Annotated in this window: 20 protein-coding genes and 1 tRNA gene; 7 read left to right on the plus strand and 14 right to left on the minus strand. The window is 60.0% G+C overall.

Features of this window, described 5'->3' with window-relative positions; all coding sequences use genetic code 11:
* Window positions 1-41 precede the first annotated feature (41 nt).
* Complete coding sequence (locus GM668_RS00490) at window positions 42-884, plus strand: class I SAM-dependent methyltransferase (RefSeq protein ID WP_155436980.1); 843 nt, start codon at window positions 42-44, stop codon at window positions 882-884.
* A gap of 1 nt (window position 885) precedes the next feature.
* On the opposite strand, the gene GM668_RS00495 is transcribed toward GM668_RS00490, so the two are convergent.
* The 5 genes from GM668_RS00495 to GM668_RS00515 all read right to left on the minus strand — a co-directional run bounded on the left by GM668_RS00495 (window position 886) and on the right by GM668_RS00515 (window position 7,278).
* Window positions 886-3,132, minus strand: a complete 2,247-nt coding sequence (locus GM668_RS00495; RefSeq protein WP_155436981.1) for a hypothetical protein — start codon at window positions 3,130-3,132, stop codon at window positions 886-888.
* A complete protein-coding gene (locus GM668_RS00500; RefSeq protein WP_155436982.1) occupies window positions 3,129-3,923 on the minus strand; it encodes a hypothetical protein in 795 nt (264 codons plus the stop codon). The genes GM668_RS00495 and GM668_RS00500 overlap by 4 nt, the downstream gene beginning before the upstream one ends.
* Before the next feature lie 45 nt (window positions 3,924-3,968).
* Window positions 3,969-5,756, minus strand: coding sequence for a serine hydrolase (locus GM668_RS00505; RefSeq protein ID WP_170305436.1), 1,788 nt, complete (start codon window positions 5,754-5,756; stop codon window positions 3,969-3,971).
* A gap of 138 nt (window positions 5,757-5,894) precedes the next feature.
* On the minus strand, window positions 5,895-6,977 hold the full coding sequence (locus GM668_RS30975; protein WP_229498786.1) for a PEP-CTERM sorting domain-containing protein: 1,083 nt from the start codon (window positions 6,975-6,977) through the stop codon (window positions 5,895-5,897).
* A gap of 224 nt (window positions 6,978-7,201) precedes the next feature.
* Window positions 7,202-7,278 (minus strand) — tRNA-Met (locus GM668_RS00515).
* 195 nt (window positions 7,279-7,473) lie between these two features.
* Here GM668_RS00515 and GM668_RS00520 point away from each other — a divergent pair.
* The 5 genes from GM668_RS00520 to GM668_RS00540 all read left to right on the plus strand — a co-directional run bounded on the left by GM668_RS00520 (window position 7,474) and on the right by GM668_RS00540 (window position 11,785).
* Window positions 7,474-8,049, plus strand: coding sequence for an NUDIX hydrolase (locus GM668_RS00520; RefSeq protein ID WP_155436984.1), 576 nt, complete (start codon window positions 7,474-7,476; stop codon window positions 8,047-8,049).
* A gap of 12 nt (window positions 8,050-8,061) precedes the next feature.
* Window positions 8,062-8,790: a leucyl/phenylalanyl-tRNA--protein transferase gene (aat, locus tag GM668_RS00525; RefSeq protein ID WP_155436985.1), complete on the plus strand. Its 729-nt coding sequence runs from the start codon at window positions 8,062-8,064 to the stop codon at window positions 8,788-8,790.
* A 91-nt stretch (window positions 8,791-8,881) separates the two neighbouring features.
* Entirely contained in the window at window positions 8,882-9,613 is a 732-nt protein-coding gene (locus GM668_RS00530) for an arginyltransferase (protein WP_155436986.1), read from the plus strand.
* Window positions 9,614-9,689: 76 nt separating this feature from the next.
* Window positions 9,690-10,736, plus strand: coding sequence for a quinone-dependent dihydroorotate dehydrogenase (locus tag GM668_RS00535; protein WP_155436987.1), 1,047 nt, complete (start codon window positions 9,690-9,692; stop codon window positions 10,734-10,736).
* A 2-nt stretch (window positions 10,737-10,738) separates the two neighbouring features.
* On the plus strand, window positions 10,739-11,785 hold the full coding sequence (locus GM668_RS00540) for an aldo/keto reductase (protein WP_155436988.1): 1,047 nt from the start codon (window positions 10,739-10,741) through the stop codon (window positions 11,783-11,785).
* A gap of 64 nt (window positions 11,786-11,849) precedes the next feature.
* On the opposite strand, the gene GM668_RS00545 is transcribed toward GM668_RS00540, so the two are convergent.
* From GM668_RS00545 to GM668_RS00585, 9 genes are all read right to left on the minus strand, one after another.
* Complete coding sequence (locus GM668_RS00545) at window positions 11,850-13,550, minus strand: methyl-accepting chemotaxis protein (protein ID WP_155436989.1); 1,701 nt, start codon at window positions 13,548-13,550, stop codon at window positions 11,850-11,852.
* A 113-nt stretch (window positions 13,551-13,663) separates the two neighbouring features.
* Window positions 13,664-14,596, minus strand: coding sequence for a CysB family HTH-type transcriptional regulator (locus tag GM668_RS00550; protein ID WP_155436990.1), 933 nt, complete (start codon window positions 14,594-14,596; stop codon window positions 13,664-13,666).
* On the minus strand, window positions 14,593-15,666 hold the full coding sequence (locus tag GM668_RS00555; RefSeq protein WP_155436991.1) for a sulfate/molybdate ABC transporter ATP-binding protein: 1,074 nt from the start codon (window positions 15,664-15,666) through the stop codon (window positions 14,593-14,595). Before GM668_RS00555 ends, GM668_RS00550 begins: the two co-directional genes overlap by 4 nt.
* The gene (gene cysW / locus GM668_RS00560; RefSeq protein ID WP_155436992.1) at window positions 15,666-16,559 is read right to left on the minus strand and encodes a sulfate ABC transporter permease subunit CysW; all 894 of its coding nucleotides are present in this window, start codon (window positions 16,557-16,559) and stop codon (window positions 15,666-15,668) included. The genes GM668_RS00555 and cysW overlap by 1 nt, the downstream gene beginning before the upstream one ends.
* Entirely contained in the window at window positions 16,560-17,372 is an 813-nt protein-coding gene (gene cysT / locus GM668_RS00565; protein WP_371868629.1) for a sulfate ABC transporter permease subunit CysT, read from the minus strand. It lies immediately after the preceding gene.
* A gap of 323 nt (window positions 17,373-17,695) precedes the next feature.
* A complete protein-coding gene (locus GM668_RS00570) occupies window positions 17,696-18,469 on the minus strand; it encodes a sulfite exporter TauE/SafE family protein (RefSeq protein WP_155436994.1) in 774 nt (257 codons plus the stop codon).
* Between the two features lie 201 nt (window positions 18,470-18,670).
* Entirely contained in the window at window positions 18,671-19,309 is a 639-nt protein-coding gene (locus GM668_RS00575; protein WP_155436995.1) for a peroxiredoxin, read from the minus strand.
* Between the two features lie 97 nt (window positions 19,310-19,406).
* Window positions 19,407-20,411: a sulfate ABC transporter substrate-binding protein gene (locus tag GM668_RS00580; RefSeq protein ID WP_155436996.1), complete on the minus strand. Its 1,005-nt coding sequence runs from the start codon at window positions 20,409-20,411 to the stop codon at window positions 19,407-19,409.
* Window positions 20,412-20,521: 110 nt separating this feature from the next.
* A complete protein-coding gene (locus GM668_RS00585) occupies window positions 20,522-20,917 on the minus strand; it encodes a diacylglycerol kinase (protein ID WP_155436997.1) in 396 nt (131 codons plus the stop codon).
* Between the two features lie 138 nt (window positions 20,918-21,055).
* On the opposite strand from GM668_RS00585, the gene GM668_RS00590 reads away from it, so the two are divergent.
* On the plus strand, window positions 21,056-21,835 hold the full coding sequence (locus tag GM668_RS00590; RefSeq protein ID WP_155436998.1) for an IclR family transcriptional regulator: 780 nt from the start codon (window positions 21,056-21,058) through the stop codon (window positions 21,833-21,835).
* Window position 21,836 lies beyond the last annotated feature (1 nt).

Genomic DNA, 21,836 nt, shown 5'->3' on the forward strand with positions numbered 1-21,836 from the left:
GCTTTACGTTAGACTCACGCCTCATCACAGAAAGGTAAGCCATGACGACCGACGCCACCCCGAAACCCAGCGCCCTGCTCACCGCCACGTTGCGCGCCGCCCACCAGCTGCTCGACAAGCCGCTGGTGCTGGACGACCCGCTGGCGCTGCGCATCCTCGGCAAGGAAGCCGAAGCGGGTTTGCGCGCCTCGCTTGGCGAATTGAATACCCCGTTCCGCACCGCCCTGCGCGCCATCCTGGCCGTGCGCAGCCGCCTGGCGGAAGACACGTGGCACGACAGCGAAGCGCCGCAGCTGGTGATCCTCGGCGCGGGCCTCGATACGTCGCCGTACCGCATGGACTTGCCGCTGGAAGCCGAAGTCTATGAAGTGGACTTGCCCGGCGCACTGGAGTGGAAGCGCGACTTGTTGCAGCTGGCGAAAATCAGCGAGCGCGAACAGGTGCACTACGTCGGCGTGGATTTCAATGAAACCCAGCTGGAAGATGCGCTGGAAGAGGCGGGATTTGATGCTGAAACGCCGGCTTGCTTCACGTGGCTGGGCGTGACGCTCTACCTCACACCAAGCGACGTCAAGCGCACGCTGGAGTACATTGGCGGCTGCGCGCCCGGCACCTCCGTCGTGTTCGACTACGTGCTGGCGCCGGAATTGCTGGAACCGCAGGAGCGCAGTGTCATGGAAGCCATGGCGGCCAGCCTGGCGCAGGGTGGCGAACCCTGGAAAAGCAGTTTTACGCCGGAAGCACTGGAACAGATGCTGCGTGAAGCCGGTTTCAGCGAAGTCGAACACTTTGACCGCGAACGCCTCACTGAACTGTACCTGTCCGGCCGCAGCGACAGCCTGCGCCTGGGCGGCGCCACCCGCCTGATCCGCGCCACGGTCTAGCTTAAAAATGGTACCTGGTCGCCTTCGCCCACTTGTTGCCCGGCCAATTCTTGTGCAATAGCTGGAACGCTTCCTTCGAATAGCGGCCGCGCAACTGGTCTTTCTCTTCCTTGTCCGTGCCATACGGGCATTCCATGCGCGTGGAAGCGACCAGGAAATGCAGCGCTTTCGGCGCTTCGTCATCGGCAGGCTTGGTCTTGGCCCACGCCAGCAGCGGCGGCGCCATGAATTCACTGCGCAGCGGCAGCTTCATGTAAGCCTGCTGTTCCTGGGCCGCCGCCGCCACCTGTTCGCTGGTCAGGTAGCGTGGCGGCTGCGGCGCTGGCGGCGTTTCATCTTTTTTCGCGCCGTACGCGCAACCCCAGTCACGGCTGGCGCCAAAGCCGTCATAAACTTTCGGATTCAATTCCGGCGTATTCACCAACAGCAGTGCGCCGGCCAGCTTGCGCTCGTCGCCCGGCTTGGCGTTGCGGTAGCGCGCATATAAGTGTTCCGTGGTCTTGCGGCCCTTCGCCACAGCATCGAGCAGCGACAAGGCCGTCGCCTCGTCATTCAAAATCAGCGCCCGCGCCAGCATGGTTTCCTGCAGCGGCGCCTTCCATTTGGCTGGCAGGCGTGGATGCGCCAGCAAGGTTTTCAATTCAGACAGCGGCAGGTAGCGGAATACCGCCAGCGGGAAGTCCTCATCCGTTTCGCCTTCCACCGCCTTGGCATCGATGGCTTCACCATTGTCGACACCATCGGGCTTGCGCTGCGCCGCCTTGACAAATTCATCAAGCGTGCCGGCCGACGCCATTTTCAAGCCAAGGAAGCGGTTGTGCGTGGCAATCGACATGGTTTTGCCATACGTGGCCAGCAAGCGGTCGATATCCTTGTCTGCCTGCGCGCCCTGCTTTTCCGCCAGTTCCAGCCGCGCCAAATGGTATTGCACGGTCAAATACAGCGGATGCTTGGCCGGTACCGCCTGCGCGGCCTTGCGCTCCGCCTCATTCAATTCACCCGGCCCGGCCAGCGACACCAGCGGCGCCAGCCACAGCGGATCTGCCGCCTGCGCCTTCAGCCAGCGCTGGTGCAAGCCTTCCAGTGCATGCTTGCGCTGTTCTTTCACGTCATTGCTGTCCGGATCCGAATACACGTCGGCCGGCACATTCGCTTGCATGGTGGCGATCCATGCCGTCATCGGCTCTTTCGCCGCCAGCAGCACGCTGCGCGGCTGCTTGTCCATCAATACCAGGTAATCGCTGAGCAAACGGGGCGTGTCGGCATTGAATGGTTCACTGTCGAGCTGGCGCGCCAATGCGGCAATCCGCGCCAGCGGATCAATGCGCGCATCGACCAGCGGCAGCAACTGGCGTGCCGGCGCAAACGTTGGCGCCAGCGCTTCCAGTTCCTTGCGGGCTTGCTGCAATTTGCTGATTTTACTTTTGCCTTCGTCATCGAGCGTGGCGCTGCGGATCAGGCAACGGGCCGCCAGGTACGCGCCCAGGTTTTTCCATGGCGACTTGCTGTCTTGCGCGACGGCCTGGAATTGCTTGCGCGCTTCGCCAAAGTTACGCGCATAGAAATGCGCGGCGCCAGACTGGTACGCATAGTCCGCCTTCAGCCAGTCCGGCGCATTGGCCGGCGGCGCGGGCGGCAATTGCGTCACGCGCTTCGGCAGCGGCTTGCCATATTCATGCGGCGGTTCCGCGCAATTGGCAAACACGGCGTCCTGTCCCTGCAGCCACGCCTTGTGCCACGCATCGGGCTTGCCGCCGGCGCCCAGCGCGGCACGCGCTTTCAAGGTCACGGCCGCCTGCTTGAATGCATCGAAATGGCAATTGACGTAGCTGGCGTTATCCGTCTCCCCCATCACGTCGAGCTTCACGTCAAGCGGCAAACCCCACTGCTTCGCATAGGCAGCGCGCTCCTTCAGCCATGCGCCGCTGCCATTCAAGTCCGCTTCATACGAATAGTCCCACGTGCTGCCTTTACCGATGCGCCACTCATTGAGATCCAGCGCCGCCAGCTGTTGCTGCGTCAACGGCTTGCCTTTGGCGGCCTGGTACGCCATGTAGTGGAACACGCGCCAATAACTGCCTGGCACCACGCCCAGGTTGCCGGCCGCATATTGCTGCAGGAAAGCCGGCGCTACCTGGTATTCAGAGGCGAAGCGGTTGGCGCTGAAGCCGTCGCCGCCACTGGCATGGGCCCAATGCGGCAACGAACACACGGCGGCCAGCAGGCTTGCGGTCAGCAGTCTTTTCATGAAGGGCTCCTGGATTGAACAGCCAGCCAGCGCTCGGCCGTCCATGGTTTGGGGGAGAAGTAATAATTGCGGGGCGCGTACGAGCGCACCAGCGGTTCATCCGTTGCATGGCCCATCGCGCCGCGGCAATATGGCCGCGTAAAGCCCGAGCCATCGAGCCGGTTGCGCAGCGCCTGGCCATCGCCGCCCATGCGGAACGCCATCGGCACCACTTCATCGGCATGCGCGGCAGGCAGCCAGGGATCATCGAGGCACCATGACGCCAGCGCCGTCATCGACAGCGCGACATTCGGCGGCAGCCGGCGGCGGATATCGGCCATGACTTTGCCCAGGAAAGGCCGCTGCGAACGGCGCACTTCAAAATCCAGCTGCACCACGCGGCGGTTGCCCCGCTGCGCCACCCGCAGCAATTCGCGCACGATGCGCTCTTGCTGTTTGTCCGTCAGCTTGGGCGGCTTGCGCCACGACACATCGACGTGCAGCACCGGCACCACGGCCGCGTGTTCCGGCAGGTAGAGCGCCGCCGTGCGGGGCCGCACCAGCGCATCTTCGCCTTGCAGCATGATGGACGACGCCACGTAAGCGACACCGACATCGGGCGGCAGCCACCGCAAATCTTCCGGCCGCTCCCACGCCCATACCATGCGCGCAGGCAGGCGCGCCAGCGCGGGATGGCCGTCCGGCAAAGTATCGTCGCCAGACAGCGCCACGCTGGCCCCGAGCGCTGCCAGGAACAGAAACACGACGCGGATCATGTTGCCAGCATAAAGGATGGCGGCAAACGTTGCCAACTTACCATGCTGGCGGGACGTCTGATCCGCGCCACGCGTGGTTTCTTACTGCGGCATGCGGGCGATCAGGCCGCCGATATGCTCGGCCAACGGCGACGCACCCTCTTCCTGGTTGGCCAGTACAGCCACCACATAGCCACGGTCCACGTACATATTCAGCTCGCCATTGATGCCGGCGAAGCCGCCGCTGTGGCCCACCACACGGCCCACCTTGCCCACGGACGATTCAAAGCCCAGCGCATAATCGATTTGCTCTTGCCGCTTCCACAGGCGCTCGACACTGGACTTCGGCAACAGGGCGCCGTTCGACAGCGCCGTGGCAAAGCGGTTCAAGTCGCGCACAGTGGAATAACCGCCGCCGGCAGGGCCGCCGCGCAACACGTGGATGAACGTGTTTTCTTTCCAGCCGTAGGGCGAGCGCTCCGCCGGGGTATAACCCATGGCCAGGTTTTCCACCGGCTCGTCCAGCGCATAGCTGTCCGTATTGCGCATGCCGGCCGGCTGGAACACGTGCTGGCGCACGTAATCGAAATAATTGTCGCCAGACGCCTGCTCCACAATGACACCTGCCAGCAGCATGCCGATATTGCTGTACATGAATTGCTGGCCCGGTTCAAAAGCAGGCTTGTCGCCGCGCACCAGCGGCTTGTAATCCGCCACTTCGCGGTATTGGTCGCGCGACGACGCCATGAACTTCTCATTGAAGAAATTGCCCAGGCCCGACGTGTGGGTCAGCAAATGACGCACCGTGATGCGGTCCGTGACGTCGCGGGGCAGCCACGATTCATCGACGAAGCGGCTGATCTTGTCGTCAAGCGACAGCTTGCCCTGGTCCGCCAGCTGGGCAATGGCGACAGCCGTGAACATTTTGTTCATGGACGCCAGGTTGTACTTGGTTTCCATGTTGTTGCGGACGTGATAGCGCTTGCTCGATTCGCCGCATGACTGTTCAAACTTCACACGGCCATTGTGCGCCACCAGGATGGAACCGGAAAACGCACCTGCGCTGCAACCGCGTTTGACTGCCGCTTCCACCATGCCGAGCATGGCTTTTTCATTGGCGACAGGCTGGGCCGGCAACTGGGCCGGGCGCGCCGGCGACAGCATCAGGGACTTGATGCGCTGCGCGCCGCCCTCTTCCACCGTGACCTTGGCGGCATACCAGCCGCCATAAATACGGTCCTGGAACAGGGCAGTGATGCCATCGCGCGTCGGCGTATACGTGCGCACGGCGCGCAAATCAAGCCCTGCCGTGGCTTTTTGGGCTTTGGCCAGCGCCAGCTGCTGTGTGGCCCATGGCGCCGCATTGGCCAGCTCCGGCGTGCCATGCTGTTCGATAAAGCGCTGCATGCGCTGCGGGTCTTTGCTGTTGAAGGCAGCGGCAAAGGCTTGCAAATGCTGCTGTAGCGCTGCAGGCAACGCAGAGGAAGGCTGGTCGGCTATCGTGTCATTATCCGGCGCTGGGACCACGAAATGGCCTGCGTCGAGCACCAGCGTTCCGCCGCAAGCCGGGGTCAATGCCTGGCGGTTGCCGCTGAACGTGGCGATTTCCCCTTCCCAAACCGGGCCTGCACTGCCTTGCCTGACGAATTTATATTGAATTGGCGTGGCGGGTGGCAATTGCAACGTGGCTTCCCAGCCCGTGCCACCTGGCGAGCTGCGCACCATGGCATTGCGTTCACCCGTACTCCAGTTGCCCAGCGCCGCAAGGTCGCCATTGATGTACAGTTTTTCGCCGTCGATGGCGCCTGCATCCGCCAGGCGGAACGTGACAGGCACCGTGGCACAGCCGGCAAAGGCCGCACCGGAAAATGCTGCGGTAACAGCAAACACTATTGCGCAACGCCTTGCAGTCATGGGTAATGACATCAGACTTTCTCCGAGTTGTTATTTTGAAATTAAATTATAACAATACCCGGTCAAACAATAATGCTTGCTGCCTGCGCAAAACCAGCCGCAGCACTCCCCCGGTCAGTCAGCAGGCAACCGGCGCCGTCCCATCCAGCCCACCAGCCCCAGGCCAGCCAGCAGCATGCCCCAGGTTTGCGGTTCCGGTACCGCGCTCAACAGTAGGGCATAGCAATTGCCGCTCTTGTCGCACCCCTGGCCGGCAATCTGGCCCACATCGTTGATGGCGGCCGCGCCGGTAATGGTCACGCCGCTTCCGGGCCTCACCAGCGCGTTCAAATCGTACGCCGTGCCGCCGTCATACAGGAACGGCTTCTGGTCGTTGTAACTTGCGCCATAGGTGCCCACCACCTGGTCCCGGTTGTTGATGCCGCTCGCCTGGCTGTAGAACGCGCCGAACACATCGAGTTTTTGCACCTGGCCTTCAGAATAGATATAAGCGTAGCCACCGCCGCCGGTTGCCGCCGTGATGCGGCCCACGACCTTGTTGGCATCGTTGAGGTCTTCCGCATAGATGCTGTCGATCCCTTGTACCGGGATATCCTGCACTTTGCCGTTCAAGTAAATAAACGAGTGGTGCCGGAACCAGCCGGGCTCGTCGTATTCAAACGTGCCGACAATGGTGCCGGAATTATTGATCGCGCTGGCATCACCGTAGCCGAGAGGGAATTCCGTGATTTGCTTTTGCTGGAAGCGCGCCGGCAGGTAGGCATACCCGTCGAAATTGGCCCCGACCACGGTGCCGCTGTCATTGATGTCCTCGGCATAGCTGTGGGGATTGCTGGCGTGAGACGTGGGCGGTGTGACCCGCTGGTAACCCTGGCTGGAATACGTATACGCATGGTAACTGGTCTCGTCATAGTGGGTGCCGGGCAGGTTGAACATGGTGCCGACCACCACGCCATGGTTATTGATGCCGGTTGCCCTGAAATCCCTGTCCAGCTGGGTGGCGCCCTGATCCGTCCACAAGTACGAACCGCTATTCGTCCAGCCAACCACCTGCCCGGCATTATTCAGATCGATGGCCTTCGTAGTGTCATAGCCAGGGCCGCTCAAAATGCTGACCTTGTACAGCGGTGCGGCCTGCACCGCGGAAAATGACGCCATTGCCAGCAGCAGGGCTGGCAACTTCAAACGCATTGACATGACTTGCTCCTTCAAAAATCGGCTGCCCTTGCAGCCAGAGCGTCACTATAATTCATTGCAAATAATGCACGATTGTCAAAATTATATTTTTAACTTGGTGATTTTGTGTGAGCCGTGCGCGGGCCGGCGGCTGGTAAGCTGGGCTGCCGCATGAGCCCGTCTGCGCACGGAGCACGCCAATGAAAAAAGCCGCTGAACCTTGCGATTCAGCGGCTTTTAGAATTTGGTTGCGGGGACAGGATTTGAACCTGTGACCTTCGGGTTATGAGCCCGACGAGCTGCCAGACTGCTCCACCCCGCGTCTGATGTAAGTATTATAGGGCAGGCGCAGGATTTAGGCAATATCAATCTTAAAAAGCCCGACCATAGAACTTATATATCTGGCACGATAAGTGCATAACGCTGGCGCGCGCTTCGCGCCGCACCGACATTAGGTGTAAAGTAAGCACTAGAAGAGTTACCGAGTCCAGATCACATCCTTTCGATGCCGCCACCCATGAAATTCTGTTCCGAATGCGCCCATCCAGTCGAGCTGATGATTCCAGCCGGCGATAACCGGCCGCGCTACGTGTGCACGTCGTGCACCACCATTCATTACCAAAATCCAAAAATGGTGCTGGGCTCGATTCCGGTATGGGAAAAGGATGGCCAGTTGCAAGTGTTGCTGTGCAAGCGTGCGATTGAACCGCGCTATGGTTACTGGACCTTGCCGGCAGGTTTCATGGAAAACAATGAAACCACGGGGGAAGCCGCGCTGCGCGAAACGTCGGAAGAAGCGGGCGCCCATATTGAACTGGGCCCGCTGTTTACATTGATGAACGTGGCGCGCGTGCACCAGGTCCATATGTTTTACCTGGCCACTCTGCGCGACCTGGACTTCGCGCCGGGCGAGGAAAGCCTGGACGTGCAAATGTTCACGGAAGACCAGATTCCATGGGAAGACCTGGCCTTCCCGACGATCCGTTCGACCCTGGAACTGTTCTTTGCCGACCGCGCCCGCATGCGCGCCGACGGCGGCACGTACGGCTTCCACACCATGGATATTTCCAAGCCGATGCGCGGCGATTCTTGAAAACTGCGGGCCATGATCCCCTGGCTGGACGCGCATACACCTTTCCCTGACGTCTCCGAGGCGCTGACGACCGATGCACCCGGCTTATTGGCCGCGGGCGCGGATTTGTCGCCGCCCCGGCTGCTGGCGGCTTATCAGCGCGGTATCTTCCCGTGGTTTTCCGAAGGCCAGCCCATCCTGTGGTGGAGCACGGATCCGCGCATGGTCTTGCTGACCAGCCGCTTCAAAGTGTCCGACAGTTTGAAGAAGTCGATCAGGAAGGTCCAGCGCAGCATGGCGGAAGGCGGCCCATGGGAAGTGCGTTTCGACAGCGCATTTGAACAAGTGATGCGCGGCTGCGCCGCACCGCGGCGCGATGGCCCCGGCACGTGGATTTCCGAAGACATCATTGCCGGCTACAGCGGCTTGCACCGCCTCGGTTATGCCCACTCATCTGAACTGTGGCACAACGGCGAACTGGTGGGCGGCGCGTACGGCGTGTGTATCGGCCGCATGTTTTACGGCGAATCCATGTTTGCCCGCGAACCGGACGCATCCAAGATCGCACTGGCATACCTGGTGCATTTCCTGCGCCACCATGGCGTGGAGATGGTGGATTGCCAACAAGAGACCGGCCACTTGAAATCGCTGGGCGCATCGCCGATCCCCCGCAGCGACTTCATTGCCCACCTGCGCCGCGCCATCACGCAGCCGGCCATCCGCGACTGGCAGCCTTTGCCGCCCTATCCTTCTGTGAACTGAACCACAGTATGCTGCATGCGATTTCACATATTCCCCGAAGCCGCGTTATGATAGGACCACGGAGATTAGCAATCACTGATGGGATGCGTGCATGACCCACTTGAATGACCTGCCATTCGCGACGCTGCAGTTTTATACGACAGCGCCTTATCCTTGCAGCTACCTGGACGACCGCCAGGCCCGCTCGCAAGTTGCCACCCCGTCCCACCTGATCAACGCGGACGTCTATTCCGAACTGGTACGCAACGGCTTCCGCCGCAGCGGCATCTTTACTTACCGGCCATATTGCGACGGCTGCCAGGCTTGCATTCCAGTGCGCGTGGTGGCGGGCGAATTTGTGCCGACGCGCGGCCAGCGCCGCGCGTGGACCAAGCACGGGAATTTGCAGGCAGGCGTGGCAACCTTATCGTTCTCGGACGAACACTATGAACTGTACCTGCGCTACCAGAGCACGCGCCACGCGGGCGGCGGCATGGACCAGGACAGCCGCGACCAGTATGCGCAATTCCTGCTGCAAAGCCGCGTCAATACGCGGCTGGTGGAATTCCGCGAACCGGATGGCATGCTGCGCATGATTTCCATTATCGATGTGCTATCGGATGGCCTGTCATCCGTGTACACGTTCTTCGACCCGGACGTGCCGGGCGCATCGTACGGCACGTACAACATCATGTGGCAAATTACACAAGCCCAGGAACTGGGGCTGCCCTACGTGTATCTCGGCTACTGGATCCGCGACAGCCAGAAGATGTCTTATAAGATCAACTTCCAGCCATTGGAGGCGCGCATTAAAGGTTCATGGGCAGTCATGCCCAGGACGTAAGGCTGGCCGCGCAGGGTAAAATACGGGCAATTTTTCTTATTTGCCCCAAATTTCCCCGTATTTTCCCGGTTCCCAAATGTCCAAATTCCTGTATTCCCTCGCCCGTCCGTTGCTGTTTTCCATGGACGCGGAAGACGCCCACCATTTCACCCTGCCGGCCATGAAGCGCGCCGCTTCGCTGGGCCTGCTGCGCGCCATGGCGTGCCAGCCGAAAGCCGATCCGCGCACCGTGATGGGCCTGACGTTCAAGAACCCGGTGGGCCTGGCGGCTGGCCTGGACAAGGACGGCGCCTTCATTGACGCGCTGTCGGACCTGGGCTTCGGCTCCATCGAAGTGGGCACCGTGACGCCGCGCGCGCAGCCGGGCAATCCCAAGCCGCGCATGTTCCGCCTGCCCGCCGCGCAAGGCATCATCAACCGCATGGGCTTCAATAACGGCGGCGTCGATGCATTTGTCGCCAACGTGCAGTCGTCGCGCTTTTATCAAAACAAGGAAGGCATCCTGGGCCTGAACATCGGCAAGAACGCTGACACGCCGATCGAACGCGCATCCGACGACTACCTGCACTGCCTGGAAAAAGTCTACCCTTACGCCAGCTATGTGACGGTCAACATTTCGTCGCCCAACACGAAGAACTTGCGCCAGCTGCAGGGCGGATCGGAACTGGACGGCTTGCTGGCGCAATTGAAGCAAGCGCAGCAGCGTTTAGCCGACCAGCACAAGCGCTACGTGCCGCTGGCCCTGAAAATCGCGCCGGACATGGATGGCGACCAGGTCAAGAACATTGCCGATGCACTGATCCGCCACCGCATCGATGGCGTCATTGCCACCAACACCACGCTGTCGCGCACAGCCGTGGAAGGCATGCAGCATGGCGCGGAAGCAGGCGGCCTGTCGGGCGCCCCCGTGTTTGAACTGTCGAACAAGGTCATTCGTTTGTTGAAAGCGGAACTGGGCGATGCGCTGCCGATCATCGGCGTGGGCGGCATCATGAAAGGCGCCGACGCGAAAGTCAAAATGGATGCGGGCGCGCAGCTGGTGCAACTGTATTCTGGTCTGATTTACGCCGGCCCTGCCCTCGTGCGCGATTGCGCGGACGCGATTCGCGGCAGCAAAGGATAAGCATGGACTACACCACGCTCGGCAAGACCGGCTTGAAGGTCAGCAAAGTGTGCCTCGGCACGATGACCTTCGGCGAACAAAACAGTGAAGCGGATGCGCACCGCCAGCTCGATTACGCGCTCGAGCGTGGTATCAATTTCATCGACACGGCAGAGATGTATCCCGTCATGCCCAGCCCGCACACGCAGGGCAATACGGAACGCTACATCGGGTCATGGCTGGCCAAGCCGGGCAACCGCGCGAAGGTGGTGCTGGCGACCAAGGCTGCGGGACCAAATCCGAATATGGTGTGGGTGCGTGGCGGCCGGCAGAATTTCGATGAAGCGAATTTGCGCTTGGCAGTCGAGACCAGCCTGAAACGGCTGCAGACAGACCATATCGATTTATACCAATTGCACTGGCCCAGCCGCAATGTGCCGATCTTTGGCGCGTCGGTGTTTGACCCGGCCAAGGAGCGCACGGCGGTTGCGATTGAAGACACGCTGGCCGCGCTGGGCAAACTGGCCGATGAAGGCAAGATCCGCCACATCGGCATTTCCAATGAAACGTCGTGGGGCGTCAGTGAATTCATCAAACAGGCTGAATTAAAAGGCTTGCCGCGCATCGCGACGATCCAGAACCTGTACAACCTGACGGCGCGGCATTATGAAACGTCGCTGCTGGACGAAACGTGCTACCGCGACAGCGTCAGCCTGCTGGCCTACAGCCCGCTGGCGTTTGGCCAGTTGTCCGCCAAGTACGTGGACAATCCCAAAGCGCACGGCCGCCTGACCATCTTCCCGGCCAACTGGAGTCCACGCTATGTGCGGCCAGCCGTTTTCGAGGCGGCCGGCAAGTACGCCAAACTGGCGCGCGCAGCAGGCATGACACCGGCGCGCATGGCGCTGGCGTGGTGCTATACGCGCTGGTTCGTCGCGTCCACCATCATCGGTGCGACGACGATGGAGCAGTTGAAAGAAAACATTGATGCGTATGGCACGGTGCTGCCGGCGGATCTGATCGCTGCCATCGATGCCGTGCATGCGCAAGGCCCGAATCCAGGACAGTAATTGGCGGCATACAATGCGCAGGGCGGGCTCTACGAACCCGCCCCATGGATTCAGCATCAGTTAGTTAAAACTCTTCCCACCCGTCATCCTGAGCAGCGGCTACCGCACGCTTGGACGCAGGCTTTGCTTTTGCCTCGACTTTCACCAGCATCTTCGCAGCAGGCTGCTTCACCGGCGGCGCCACCGTCAACGGCACCTGATACTGGTGCCCCGCAATCCGGAACACACTGACCGCTTCGGCCAGCAGGCTGGCCTGGTCCCTCAGCGATTGCGCGGCAGCCGCCGCCTCTTCCACCAGCGCCGCGTTTTGCTGCGTAGCGTCGTCAATCTGCACGATGGCTTCATTGACTTGCGCAATGCCGGAACTCTGCTCCTGGCTGGCGGCGGAAATCTCCGTCATGATGTCCGCCACCTGCCTGACGGCCGTGACGATGCCATCCATCGTGGCGCCCGCCTCATCCACCAGGCGCGTCCCCGTGTCGACGGTTTCCACCGATTGGCTGATCAATGCCTTGATTTCCTTGGCCGCCGCTGCAGAGCGCTGCGCCAGCGCCCGCACTTCCGACGCCACCACGGCAAAGCCCCGGCCCTGCTCTCCGGCGCGCGCCGCTTCCACGGCCGCATTCAGTGCGAGGATATTGGTCTGGAACGCGATGCCATCGATGACGGCAATGATGTCGACAATCTTGTTCGAGCTTTCCTTGATGGCGCCCATCGTCACCACCACGTCGCCCACGACCTTGCCGCCCTTGGTGGCGAAATCCGATGCCGCCACTACCAGCGCCGTCGCCTGGCGCGCGTTTTCCGCATTCTGCGTCACGGTGGACGTCAATTCTTCCATCGACGATGCGGTTTCCTCCAGGCTGGATGCCTGGGTTTCCGTGCGGGTCGACAAATCCATATTGCCGGTCGCAATTTCATTGGTCGCCGTGTTAATGGTGTCGGAACCGGACCGCACGCGGCCGACAGTCTGCACCAGGCTGTCCGTCATGTTGCGCAAGGCGCGCAGCAACTGGCCTGTTTCATCGTTGGTCTTTCCTTCAATCTGCATCGTCAAATCGCCGCCCGCCACGGCTTCCGCCACGCCCACTGCCTCGTTCAGCGGTTGCGTAATGCTGCGCGTAATCCAATACACCACCAGCGACGCCAGCACGGCGGCAATCACTGTCAGTGCAATCATCATGTTGCGCACGGAGAGATAGGCGGCATGGGCGTCCGACGACGCTTTATCAACCGCGCCGATCTGGTACTTGACCATTGCTTGCAGGGTGTCCATGTACGCGGTCTGCTCCTTGCGTACGGTGGTGAGCAGGTACTTGACACTCTCGTCGCGCTTTTCACTGTCTGCCGACATGGCCAGGAATGTCTTCTGCACAGCCAGATAGCGCTCGCGCGCCTCCACCACGGCTTTGAGCCTGGCGCTGCTTTCGGGATCCGTATCGTCGGCAATGAGTTTGGTCAGCTTGTCGAGGTGGCCGGCAATTTCCGCACGTTTATCCACTACACGCTGCAGTTCCTTCTGGACTGTGGCGGGATCGGTCGACAGCATCGCATTGCGCATCGCGCGCGCAATATCGTTGACGCCGCCGATCATTTCATAAGACTCGATTACCTTGGGCACCTTGTCGGCATCCAGGTCTGCAGTGGCGTCGGCGACCCGGCTCAGATTCGTGATGCCAATCACGGACATGCCGATCATAAACACCAGTGATACGCCCAATCCGGCAGCCAGCCGGGCGCCAATTTTCCAGTTACTGATACCCATTTGACGCTCCCTTAGAGAAGGTTACATGGTGGAATTCAGTATATGGCGGAATCGGCAATGTCTTCAGGAAATTATGGCGGACTGACATTTCCGCCACAGTTTGTCCGCCACAGCTATGCGGCCTCTTCCCCCGCCAGCGTGCGTTCGATTTCACGGCGGCTCAGTTCCGGCGCGAACTGCTGGATGAATTCCTGTGCATAGGCGCGCAGGTAAGCCCCGCGGCGCACGGCCAGGCGCGTGGTATTGGCGGCAAACAAGTGCGACGCTTCCACGGCGCGCAGCCCTTTGTCGCGGCCATGATCGAATGCCATCGACGCCACGATGCCGACGCCCAGGCCCATGGCCACGTATTGCTTGATGACGTCGGAATCCATGGCCGTCAACACGATGTCCGGCTGCAAGCCTGCCCGCTCAAACGCGGCATCGAGGTGGCCCCGGCCCGTGAAACCCACGTCATACGTAATCAGCGGGAATTCCGCCAGATCTTCCAGGTGGATCGGTGAGCGCGACAGCAACGGATGGTTATCCGGCACCACGATCAAGTGGCTCCAGCGGTAGCACGGGAATGACACGAGATCCGGGAATTGCGACAAGCCTTCCGTGGCAATGCCAATGTCGGCTTTGCCCGACAAGACCCATTCCGCGATGTGTTCCGGCGAGCTCTGTTGCAAAGCAATGCGCACATCAGGGAAAGCCGTACGGAATGTCTGTACGACTTTCGGCAATGCATAGCGCGCCTGCGTGTGGGTGGCGGCAATCGTCAACGTACCACTGCTCTGGCCTGCATATTCCAGGCTGGCCTGCTGCAGGTTTTCCGCTTCCACCAGCAAGCGTTCAACGATTTTTAAAATACCTTTGCCCGGCTCCGTCAGGCCCGTCAGGCGTTTGCCGTTGCGTTCAAAGATGATGACACCGAGTTCATCTTCCAGTTCGCGGATCTGGCGCGACACGCCGGGCTGCGACGTGTACAGCGCGTTGGCGACCTCCGTCAGGTTGTAGTTGCGGCGGGCCGCTTCACGGATCGAGCGTAATTGCTGGAAGTTCATACCCCTGCTCCTTCATCGACAAACACATGCAAACGTTTCGGGCGCACCACGAGGGTTTCGCCATCTTTCAAGCCCAACTGGCGGTAGCGGTCATTCGGGATGACGGCTTCAATCAGCTCGGCGTTGTCAAAGCGTTCCAGGTCCAGCTGCGCCAGCGGACCGATCGCGTGGGCGCGGCGCAGCTTGACGACGATGCCTTCCGCATCCGGCGTGTAGCGGTCGACATCGAGGTCGTGCGGACGGATGTACGCGGTGCCTTTGCTATCCTGCACGGCGCCATGGGCGGGAATATCCAGCGCGATATCGCCGCTGGTGATGACGCCTTCGTGCACCCGGCCATGGAACACGTTGACGTTGCCGAGGAAGCCATATACGAACGGCGACGCCGGGTGGTTATACACGTCATCCGGCGCGCCCAATTGCTCGACTTGCCCCTTGTTCATCAACACCACCTGGTCCGCCACTTCCAGCGCTTCTTCCTGGTCGTGCGTGACGAAAATCGACGTCACGTGCAATTCATCGTGCAGGCGGCGCAGCCAGCGGCGCAGCTCTTTACGCACTTTCGCATCCAATGCGCCAAATGGTTCATCCAGCAGCAGCACGCGCGGTTCCACGGCCAGTGCGCGGGCCAGCGCGATACGCTGGCGCTGGCCGCCGGACAATTGCGGCGGATAGCGGTCAGCCAGCCAGTCCAGTTGCACCAGGCCCAGCAAGTCCATGACCTTTTGCCGGATTTGCGATTCCGACGGACGCTCGGCGCGCGATTTCACACGCAAGCCAAACGCCACGTTTTCAAACACGGTCATGTGCTTGAACAGTGCATAGTGCTGGAACACGAAGCCCACCTGGCGTTCGCGCACGTGGCGGTCCGACGCATCTTTACCGTCAAGCAGCACTTGGCCGGAATCCGGATGCTCGAGGCCGGCAATGCAGCGCAGCAAGGTGGTCTTGCCGCAGCCCGATGGGCCCAGCAGCGCCGTCAATTCGCCGGTCGGGAAGTCCAGCGACACATTGTTCAGGGCGACGAAATCGCCAAAACGCTTGTTGATGTTTTTAACAGCGATAGTCATCAGTGTTCTCCAGAGTCGGCGCCGGCGTAGTCTTCATGGAGGCGCCATGCAATAAAGGATTTCAGGGCCAAAGTCACCAGCGCCAGCAGGGCCAGCAGCGAGGCGACAGCAAATGCAGCCGCGAAGTTGTATTCGTTGTAGAGAATTTCCACCTGCAGCGGCACCGTATTGGTTTCACCGCGGATGTGGCCAGACACGACCGATACGGCGCCAAACTCGCCCATGGCGCGGGCATTACACAAAATCACGCCATACAGCAGACCCCATTTGATGTTCGGCAGGGTCACGCGGAAGAAGGTTTGCCAGCCCGACGCGCCCAGCACGATGGCGGCTTCCTCTTCTTCACTGCCCTGTGCCTGCATCAGCGGGATCAATTCACGCGCCACGAACGGGAACGTGACAAAAATCGTGGCCAGCACAATACCCGGCACGGCAAACAGGATCTTGATGTCGTGTTCTTGCAGCCATGGGCCGAACCAGCCCTGCGCGCCAAACAGCAGCACGTAAATCAGGCCGGAAATCACGGGCGACACGGAAAACGGCAAGTCGATCAGGGTCAGCAGCAAGCTCTTGCCCTTGAATTCGAATTTGGCGATGCACCACGATGCCGCCACGCCAAACACCAGGTTCAGCGGTACCGCAATCGATGCAGTAATCAGGGTCAGCTTGATGGCAGCCAGCGCATCATCTTCACGGATGGCGGCAATGTACGTTTCCCAGCCTTTCTTCAGCGCTTCAGTGAACACGGCCACCAGCGGCACGAACAGGAACAGGGTCAGGAAAATCAGCGCGACCGCGATCAACGCGCCTTTGACCCATGCGGGTTCCAGCACATTGTTTTGCTGAGGCAGTTCTCCCCGGCGCACGGGGACAGTTGCAGGTGCTCCACTCATTTATTTCCCCTTACCGGATTTGCCGCGGGCCCATGCCTGCAGCAGGTTGATGCTCAACAGCAGCACGAACGAAATCAGCAGCATGACGACAGCGATTGCCGTGGCGCCCGTGTAGTCGTATTGCTCCAGCTTGGTGATGATGAACAGCGGCGTAATTTCCGACACCATCGGCATATTGCCGGCGATGAAGATGACAGAACCGTACTCGCCCGTGGCGCGGGCAAAGGCCAGTGCAAAACCCGTCAGCAGCGATGGCAGCACGGTAGGAAACACAACGCGCGTAAAGGTTTGCCATGCGCTGGCGCCCAGACTGGCAGCCGCTTCTTCCAGTTCGCGTTCCGCATCTTCCAGCACCGGCTGCACGGTCCGCACGACGAAAGGCAAGCCTATGAACGTCAGCGCCACCATGACGCCGATCGGCGTAAAGGCGATTTTCAAGCCAAACTTGCCTTCGATGATGGAACCAAACCAGCCATTGGCCGAATACAGCGCCGTCAGCGTGATGCCGGCCACGGCGGTGGGCAGAGCGAATGGCAAGTCCACCAGCGCGTCTACTATGCGTTTGCCGGGGAATTGGTAGCGCACCAGTACCCAGGCCACGATAAAGCCGAACACGGCGTTGATGGTGGCGCCAATCAGCGAAGCGCCGAACGTCAGGCGGTACGACGCCATCACGCGCTCGGACGTCACGGTGCGCACGAAGTGTTCCCAGTCCATCGTGAAGGTTTTCAGGAACACGGCCGACAACGGGATCAGCACGATCAATGTCAGGTACAGCAGGGTAAAGCCCAGCGACAGGTTAAAGCCCGGCATCACGCGGTACGGCGCCGGCCGCCTGGCCGGTTGCTGGACCGCTGCGGCCGTTGGCGAGGCCGCTTGCGCATAGGTTGCAGACATGGAAAGCCCTTATTACAAATCCTTCTATGAAGGCGCCATAATCGCATCCAGAACGCATAGAACCAACGAATGATTAATCATTTGCATAGTCGCTGGCGCTATATACACATCGCGGAAAAATCGCCCGGACAGGCGCTTCCCCAGTAGCGGCGCGGCTTGCACTGGAAAAGCAACAGGGCGGCGTGCTTGTCAGCACTACCGCCCTGCATATATGGATATAACGAATATATTGGAACTGCTTATGCGATGAGCTTTGCTGCCACGCCCATCAAGGTCATGGCCAGCATGCCGCGCAAGATGCGCTCCGGTACAGCGCGGGCAAACCATGCGCCAATAGTAATGCCCGGCACGGAACCGACCAGCAAGGTCAGCAGCAACATCCAGTTGATCGAACCCAGCCACCAGTGGCCAACTGCGGCAATCGCGGTCAGGGGCACAGCATAAGCGATGTCGGTGCCAGCCACTTCAGCCGAGCTCAGTTGTGGATACATCAAGACCAGCAAGGTCGCGCCAACCGCGCCGGCGCCGATCGACGACACTGTCACCAGCGTGCCCAGCACCGCGCCTGCCACCACCGTGGCAATTGCCAGCGTACGGCCTTGCAACTGGCGCTCGGGATGCGCCGTGATCCAGGCCAGCATTTTCTTTTTGAACAGCAGCGCCACCACGGTCAGCATCACGGAGCCGGCAATCGAATAGCGGATGACTTGACCGATTTCCTTGTCCAGCGCGCCAAATTGTTTAAGTGCAATTGCTGCAACCACTGCGGCCGGCAAGGCGCCGTAGCACAGCAGGCGCACGATATCCCAGCGTACGGTGCCGCGTACGCGGTGCGTCACGGTACCGGCGGTTTTCGTAATGGAAGCAAAGGCCAGGTCAGTGCCCACGGCCACGGAGGGATTGATGCCGAATATCAACGTCAACAGCGGGGTCATCAGCGAACCGCCACCGACACCGGTCATGCCGACCAGGATGCCTACTGCAAAACCCGAAATGACAAACGAAATATCCATGCAATCCTCCTAGAGTTCGCAAGAGTACGGGAGGTTGCCTGGGTAGCAAACAACAGAGTGCTTATTTGCTTATGCAGAAGTGACGTATTTGCATATGCGGAAAATGACAAAGCGAAGACCCATGCTGAGCATCCGAAGCCAGCTCAGCATGGATTCCCGCGGGGACCAAGTCTTTCGCGGGAATGACAGCGCGGCTGCCGTTTACTTATTCGGCTGTGGCGTCACGCGCAGGTATGGGCGTTCAGCTTTGAAACCTTTTGGATATTTCTGCTTGATGACTTCCGGATCTTGCACGGTCAGCGGAATGATGACGTCGTCGCCATCTTTCCAGTTGCCTGGCGTTGCCACGGTATGGCTGTCGGTCAGTTGCAGGGCGTCGATCACGCGCAGCACTTCATCGAAGTTGCGGCCAGTGCTCATCGGGTAAGTGATGGACAGGCGGATTTTCTTGTTCGGGTCGATCACGAACAGCGTACGCACGGTGGCGGTGGCCGACTGCTCCGGGTGGATCATGTCGTACAGATTCGCGACTTTCTTGTCCGCATCCGCGATGATGGGGAAGCCCACGACGGTTTTCTGGGTTTCTTCAATATCCTTGATCCAGGACGTGTGCGATTCAACCGGGTCAACGGACAGCGCGATGGCTTTCACGTTGCGCTTGTCGAATTCAGGTTTCAGCTTGGCGGTCAGGCCCAGTTCGGTGGTGCAGACCGGCGTGAAGTCAGCCGGATGGGAGAACAGGACCACCCACGAATTACCAGCCCATTCATGGAATTTGATGGGGCCGATGGAGGATTGCTGCTCGAAATCTGGGGCGGTATCGCCCAGGCGCAGGGTCATACGAGTCTCCTGAAAAGTTTAAACAATGGTCATGTTGCCGAATGCGCATTGTGCTCCTGATATGGCCGCACTGGCAACATGGCTATGCGCCTGACGGTTATTTACCTGGCTGATAGATTTGGTCGAATAAACCACCATCGGCAAAGTGGGTCTGGTGCGCCTTGGCCCAGTCACCCGACACTTGCGCCAGCGTGAACAGTTTCACGTTCGGGAATTGCGCCGCATATTTCTTGGCTTCTTTTTCCACCGTTGGACGGTAGTAATTCTTCGCAATGATTTCCTGCGCTTCGTCCGTGTACAGGTAGTTCAAATACGCTTCCGCGACTTTACGGGTACCGCGCTTGTCGGCGACTTTATCGACCACGGCCACTGGCGGTTCCGCCAGGATGGACACGGATGGCGCGACAATGTCGAACTTGCTTGGGCCCAGTTCCTTGATGGCCAGCAGCGCTTCGTTTTCCCATGCCAGCAGCACGTCGCCAATACCGCGTTCGACGAAGGTGGTGGTGGCGCCGCGGGCGCCGGAATCGAGTACCGGCACGTTTTTATACAGCTTGCTCAGGTAATCCTTGGCGGAAGCCGGGGTGCCGCCAGGCAAACGCAGCGCATAGCCGTAAGCGGCCAGATGGTTCCAGCGGGCGCCGCCGGACGTTTTCGGATTCGGCGTAATCACGGACACCCCCGGTTTCACCAGGTCGCCCCAGTCCTTGATGCCTTTCGGATTGCCTTTGCGGACCAGGAACACGATGGTCGAGCTGTACGGCGTGCTGTTGTGGCCCAGGCGTTTTTGCCAGTCTTTGGCCAGCAAATTGCGCTCGGCAATAGCGTCGATATCGTAAGCCAGCGCCAGCGTGACCACATCCGCTTCCAAGCCATCGATGACCGCGCGGCCCTGCTTGCCGGAGCCACCATGCGATTGCTTGATTTTCACGGTATCGCCCGTCTTGGCTTGGTAATACTTGGCAAAGGAAGCGTTGACGTCCTGGTACAGTTCCCGGGTGGGGTCGTACGATACGTTCAGCAAATTGTATTCAGCAGCGATTGCCGGCGCGATGGCGACAACGGAAACAGCCAGTGCAGCGAAAAGTTTCTTGTACAGCATCTTATTAACCCCGTTAGTTAAGCTTTGGAAGCTGTAGATTACGGGGGCAGCTTATACTTGAGAACTAAGCATTTCAAGCATCCATATGCACTGGCGGCATAAAGATGGAATTACGCGAAACGCTGTACCAGAATAGTGATCCACACAGCACCCGCCAGCACGCCGGCCAGCAATACCGCCGCGCTGCCGAAGTCTTTGGCATTCTTGGACAATGGATGGCGCTCCAGCGACACGCGGTCCACCACGGCTTCAATTGCCGAATTGATCAGCTCAACAATCAGCATCAGCACGATGGAACCCAGCATGGCCAGCCGCTCGTAAGCCGACACGGGCAGCGCAAACGCCGCTACCGCCGCCACGGCCAGCAACATCAATTCCTGGCGGAATGCATGTTCCGTCTTCAGCGCCGTCTGCAGTCCGTCGAACGAATAAAACAGCGCGGACACGATCCGCTTGAGACCGCTTTTACTTTTGAATTCACTAACGGGCTGATCAGGTTGGGCCATAGCACAGAATAGTAGAGGAGTCATTGACACAGTGCGCCATTATGCACGCTTCATAGCGCACCCGTGGGCGGGAATTCCCATTTTTTTCACATCATGGTATAAATTACGTATCTTATACCGCACCGCACCAACCATATTATGAAAATGGAACCTGTTCCCGAGCAAAAGACGACGATTCAAGTCATCGAGCGCATGGTTGCACTGCTCGACGCCTTGGCCAAGTACCCGGACCCCGTGAGTTTGAAGGAACTCTCTAAAGTGTCCGGCTTGCACCCATCGACCGCACACCGCATCCTCAACGATATGGTGATCACCCGCTTTGTCGACCGGATCGAGCCAGGCACGTACCGCCTCGGCATGCGCCTGCTGGAGTTGGGCAACGTGGTGAAGAGCCGCCTGTCCGTGCGCGAAGCGGCGCTGGACTTCATGCGCACCCTGCACAAGAAGACGCAGCAAACCATCAACCTGTCCGTGCGCCAGGGCGATGAAATCGTGTACATCGACCGCGCCTTTTCCGAACGCTCCGGCATGCAAGTGGTGCGCGCTATCGGCGGCCGTGGTCCGCTGCATTTGACGTCGACCGGCAAGCTGTTCCTGTCCGTCGATGATCCGAAAGCGATCCGCGCCTACGCCACCCGCACGGGCCTGGCCGGCCACAACAAGAATTCCATCACGGACCTGGCCAAGCTGGAACGCGAACTGAGCCTGGTGCGCGCCCGTGGTTATGCGCGTGACAATGAAGAACTGGAACTGGGGGTGCGCTGCATGGCGGCCGGCATCCGCGACGATTCCGGCAAGCTGATCGCCGGCCTGTCGATCTCGGCGCCGGCCGACCGCCTGCAAGATGAATGGCTGGAAGACCTGGTCAACACGGCCAACCAGATTTCCGCCACCTTGGGCTATACGCAGCAGGAATAGA

This window comes from Pseudoduganella ginsengisoli (genome assembly GCF_009720865.1).
In the GTDB taxonomy this organism is placed as follows: domain Bacteria; phylum Pseudomonadota; class Gammaproteobacteria; order Burkholderiales; family Burkholderiaceae_D; genus Rugamonas; species Rugamonas ginsengisoli.

Coding starts and splice junctions, on each gene's coding strand:
- GM668_RS00490 (WP_155436980.1), top strand. CDS start 42: ATGACGACCGACGCCACCCCGAAACCCAGCGCCCTGCTCACCGCCACG.
- GM668_RS00495 (WP_155436981.1), bottom strand. CDS start 3,132: ATGAAAAGACTGCTGACCGCAAGCCTGCTGGCCGCCGTGTGTTCGTTG.
- GM668_RS30975 (WP_229498786.1), bottom strand. CDS start 6,977: ATGTCAATGCGTTTGAAGTTGCCAGCCCTGCTGCTGGCAATGGCGTCA.
- GM668_RS00520 (WP_155436984.1), top strand. CDS start 7,474: ATGAAATTCTGTTCCGAATGCGCCCATCCAGTCGAGCTGATGATTCCA.
- aat (WP_155436985.1), top strand. CDS start 8,062: ATGATCCCCTGGCTGGACGCGCATACACCTTTCCCTGACGTCTCCGAG.
- GM668_RS00530 (WP_155436986.1), top strand. CDS start 8,882: ATGACCCACTTGAATGACCTGCCATTCGCGACGCTGCAGTTTTATACG.
- GM668_RS00535 (WP_155436987.1), top strand. CDS start 9,690: ATGTCCAAATTCCTGTATTCCCTCGCCCGTCCGTTGCTGTTTTCCATG.
- GM668_RS00540 (WP_155436988.1), top strand. CDS start 10,739: ATGGACTACACCACGCTCGGCAAGACCGGCTTGAAGGTCAGCAAAGTG.
- GM668_RS00545 (WP_155436989.1), bottom strand. CDS start 13,550: ATGGGTATCAGTAACTGGAAAATTGGCGCCCGGCTGGCTGCCGGATTG.
- GM668_RS00550 (WP_155436990.1), bottom strand. CDS start 14,596: ATGAACTTCCAGCAATTACGCTCGATCCGTGAAGCGGCCCGCCGCAAC.
- GM668_RS00555 (WP_155436991.1), bottom strand. CDS start 15,666: ATGACTATCGCTGTTAAAAACATCAACAAGCGTTTTGGCGATTTCGTC.
- cysW (WP_155436992.1), bottom strand. CDS start 16,559: ATGAGTGGAGCACCTGCAACTGTCCCCGTGCGCCGGGGAGAACTGCCT.
- cysT (WP_371868629.1), bottom strand. CDS start 17,372: ATGCCGGGCTTTAACCTGTCGCTGGGCTTTACCCTGCTGTACCTGACA.
- GM668_RS00570 (WP_155436994.1), bottom strand. CDS start 18,469: ATGGATATTTCGTTTGTCATTTCGGGTTTTGCAGTAGGCATCCTGGTC.
- GM668_RS00575 (WP_155436995.1), bottom strand. CDS start 19,309: ATGACCCTGCGCCTGGGCGATACCGCCCCAGATTTCGAGCAGCAATCC.
- GM668_RS00580 (WP_155436996.1), bottom strand. CDS start 20,411: ATGCTGTACAAGAAACTTTTCGCTGCACTGGCTGTTTCCGTTGTCGCC.
- GM668_RS00585 (WP_155436997.1), bottom strand. CDS start 20,917: ATGGCCCAACCTGATCAGCCCGTTAGTGAATTCAAAAGTAAAAGCGGT.
- GM668_RS00590 (WP_155436998.1), top strand. CDS start 21,056: ATGAAAATGGAACCTGTTCCCGAGCAAAAGACGACGATTCAAGTCATC.